Genomic DNA, 3,929 nt, shown 5'->3' on the forward strand with positions numbered 1-3,929 from the left:
TCCTTCGCCCATTCCTGATCCATCAAATAGTCGACTTCGTTCTCGCTCAGATCAGCCCCGAAGATCCTGCCCAGTTCTCCCGTCGGCCCCAGAATTTGCCGAGCCCTCGTCCCGTAATTGCGAGCAAGTCGGCGGATCGTGACATCAGCCACGAGAGGCGTCTCCTTCTTGAGTTGAGAGACCAAGGCTTCATAGCCTGAGACGGGGAAATCGCCTCCAGGCAGGGTCGCCCCTGCTGTCCATGCAGATCCCCGGGCGCCGAGCGCCTCTTCGATCTTCCCCAGCACGGATTCGGCGAGGCGCCGGTAGGTGGTGATCTTCCCACCGAAGATGTTGATGAGGGCACCACCCCTGCCTTCTCCGTGGACCTTGATGACGTAGTCCCGCGTTGCTTCCTGAGCCTTCGACGCGCCGTCATCGTAAAGCGGACGCACACCCGAATAGGCCCAGACTACATCATCGGGCGTGACGCCACGTTCGAAATATTCAGAGGATGCCTCACAGAGATAGGAGATCTCCCCGGCCGTGATCTGCACCTTGTCGGGGCTGCCGTCGAAGTCCCTGTCGGTCGTACCGACAAGGGTGAAATCGCCCTCGTAGGGAATGGCGAAGATGATCCGGTTGTCCTTGTTCTGGAAGATGTAGCATTTGTCGTGATCGAACAGCTTGCGGACAACGATGTGGCTGCCCTGAACGAGACGGACATTGCGCCGCCCGCCTCCTCCGGCTGATTGACGGAGAACCTCATCGACCCACGGCCCTGCAGCGTTCACCACGAGCTTTGCCGTGACATGACGGACCTGCCCCGTCTCCTGATCCGTCAACTCCCCTTGGAAGCCGCCATTCGCGTGCTGAAGATGCGTTACCTTCGTGCGCGTCAGAATCTCAGTGCCCCGATCGGCTGCATCGCGAGCGTTGAGAGCCACAAGCCTCGCATCCTGCACCCAGGCGTCGGAATATTCGAAGGCCTTCGAAAGCCCCTTTCGCAATGGCTTGCCGGCAGGATCATGCGCGAGGTCGAGCGTGCGGGTTTTCGGAAGCAGCTTCCGCCCGCCGATGTGATCGTAGAGGAAGAGACCGAGCCGTAGAAGCCAGGCAGGCCGCAGGCCGCCATGATGAGGCAGAACGAAACGCAGCGGCCAGATAATGTGCGGTGCCATCTTCCAGAGCACTTCGCGCTCCATCAAGGACGCGCGAACGAGGCGGAACTCATAATGCTCCAGATACCGCAACCCGCCATGAATGAGCTTGGTGGAGGCTGATGACGTGCCGCTGGCGAGGTCACGCATCTCGGCAAGAATGACACTGTAGCCGCGACCGACGGCATCACGCGCAATCCCGCAGCCATTGATGCCGCCGCCGATAATCAGTATGTCGAAATCTGTCTGAGACATAGCAACCTCTTCTGATGCCGCTGGTGCCGATGTCATTGCCCTTGCCAAATCGTCCGCTGGACGGCGACACGCCATCCGGCGAGGGATCGCTCACGCTCCTCCTCCGCCATCGCAGGCTCGAAGCGGTGGTCGACGCGCCAGCTGTCAGCGAATCCCTCCGCATCCGGCCACACCCCTGCCCCGCAACCCGCCAGCCACGCGGCGCCCAGAGCCGTCGTTTCAAGAATGACGGGACGATCGACAGGGCTGTTCAGGATGTCGGCGAGACGCTGCATGGTCCAATCGTTCGCCACCATGCCGCCATCCACCCGCAGCACCGTATCCGCTGCGGCCGCCCAATCCTGACGCATGGCATCGAGCAGATCGCGTGTCTGGAAGCACACCGATTCCAGCGCAGCCCGCGCGATCTCGTTCGGCCCGGTATTGCGCGTCAATCCATAGAGCGCTCCCCGCGCATCGGGTTGCCACCAGGGCGCGCCAAGACCGGTGAAGGCTGGGACGAGATAAATCTCCTGCTGCGGATCGGCCTGCGCTGCCAACGAGCCTGACTGATCGGCACGCTGAAGAATGCCGAGCCCGTCCCGCAGCCATTGTACCGCCGCGCCCGCGATGAAGATCGAGCCCTCGAGGGCGTAAGTCGTGCGCCCGTTGATGCGATAAGCGATGGTGCTCAGAAGACGGTTCTTCGACGGCACGCGCTCGTGCCCCGTGTTGAGAAGCGCGAAGCAGCCGGTGCCGTAGGTGGATTTCATCATGCCCGGTTTGAAGCAGGCCTGTCCTACGGTTGCCGCCTGCTGGTCTCCGGCGACGCCGCGAATGGGGATCGAAACACCGAAGAGGCCGGGATCGGTGGCGCCGAAATCGGCGATGCAATCCTTAATCTCGGGCAAGATGGCCCGCGGCACCCGGAACAGACGCAGCAGGTCATCATCCCATTCGACCGTATCGACATTGCACAGCATCGTGCGCGAGGCGTTGGTGGCGTCCGTCACATGCTGCCTGCCGCCGGTGAGGTGCCAGAGGAGCCAGGTATCGACCGTGCCGAAGGCCAATTCACCGCGCTCGGCACGTGCACGCGCGCCTTCGACATTGTCGAGAAGCCAGGCGATCTTCGTGGCGGAAAAATACGGGTCGGCCAGCAAGCCCGTCCGCTCGGAAATCAGCGCCTCGGACCCGTCGGCCTTCAGCGCGCCGCAGAGATCCGCGGTGCGCCGGTCCTGCCAGACGATGGCGTTGTGAATGGCGCGCCCCGTCCGACGATCCCAGACGATTGCCGTCTCGCGCTGATTGGTGATGCCGATGGCGGCGATGTCGGAGGCGGACAACCCCGCATCCGCGAGAGCGGCCCGCAAGGTCTGCACGATCGTGCGCCACAGATCATCCGGATCGTGCTCGACCCAACCTGAATGCGGGTAGTGCTGAGCGAATTCCTGCTGCGCGATGCCGCGTATCCTGTAGGTGCCGTCGAAAACGATGGCGCGGGAAAACGTGGTGCCCTGATCGAGAGCCAACACGAAGTCAGCCATGCGTTCCTCCTCCGATCATCCGGTTTGAGCGGTTAGACGCCAGCGAGGCAGACATATTTAATTTCGAGGAACCCCTCGATGCCGTATTTCGAGCCCTCGCGGCCCAGTCCCGACTGCTTCACGCCGCCAAACGGCGCCATCTCGTTGGCGAGCGCCGGCGTGTTCACCCCCACCATCCCGCTCTCCAACGCCTCCGCCACGCGCCAGACGCGCGCCATGTCCTTGGCATAGAAATACGATGCCAGACCGAACTCCGTGTCGTTGGCCATCGCAATCACATCCGCCTCGTCCGCAAACGTGATGATCGGCGCCAGCGGCGCGAACGTCTCCTCCTTCGTCACCTTCATCGCCTGCGTGATCCCCGTCATCACGGTGGGCTCGAAGAACGTGCCGCCCAACTCCGAGCGCTTGCCGCCGAGCACCAGCTGGCCGCCCTTCGCCAGCGCGTCGGCGACATGCTCCTCCATCTTCGCCACCGCCCGGTCGTCGATCAGCGGTCCCATCGACACCCCGGTCTCCGTGCCCCGGCCGAGCTTGAAACCCCGCGCCTTGGCGGCGAACTTCTCGGCGAAGGCATCGGCCACACCCTCCTGCACATAAATGCGGTTGGCGCACACGCAGGTCTGCCCGGCATTGCGGAACTTGGAGGCGAGAGCCCCCTCCACCGCCGCATCGAGATCGGCATCGTCGAACACGATGAACGGCGCGTTGCCGCCAAGCTCGAGCGACAGCCGCTTGATGCCGTCCGCGGCCTCGCGCATGAGCCACCGGCCCACATTGGTCGAGCCGGTGAAGGTGATCTTGGCCACTTTCGGGTTGCGGCAGAACTCCTCGCCGATCGGCTTGGCCTCGCCGGTGATCACCGAGAACGCGCCTTTGGGCACCCCGGCCCGCTCGGCCAGCACCGCGAGCGCCAGCGCCGAGAGCGGCGTCTGGGCAGCGGGCTTGAGCACCATGGTGCAGCCGGCGGCGAGCGCCGGACCGACCTTGCGGGTGATCATGCCATTGG

At 63.6% G+C, this 3,929-nt stretch carries 3 protein-coding genes; all 3 read right to left on the reverse strand.

Features of this window, described 5'->3' with window-relative positions:
* The coding region (glpD, locus tag ACXJKO_RS30345) for a glycerol-3-phosphate dehydrogenase (protein WP_457094736.1) at nt 1–1,394 on the reverse strand (1,394 nt) is incomplete at its 3' end.
* A gap of 32 nt (nt 1,395–1,426) precedes the next feature.
* A complete protein-coding gene (glpK, locus tag ACXJKO_RS30350; RefSeq protein ID WP_457094737.1) occupies nt 1,427–2,920 on the reverse strand; it encodes a glycerol kinase GlpK in 1,494 nt (497 codons plus the stop codon).
* A 32-nt stretch (nt 2,921–2,952) separates the two neighbouring features.
* Nucleotides 2,953–3,929 (reverse strand): aldehyde dehydrogenase family protein (locus tag ACXJKO_RS30355; protein WP_457094738.1); only part of this gene is annotated, 977 nt, incomplete at its 5' end.

The sequence above is a fragment of the Microvirga sp. P5_D2 genome (genome assembly GCF_054049475.1).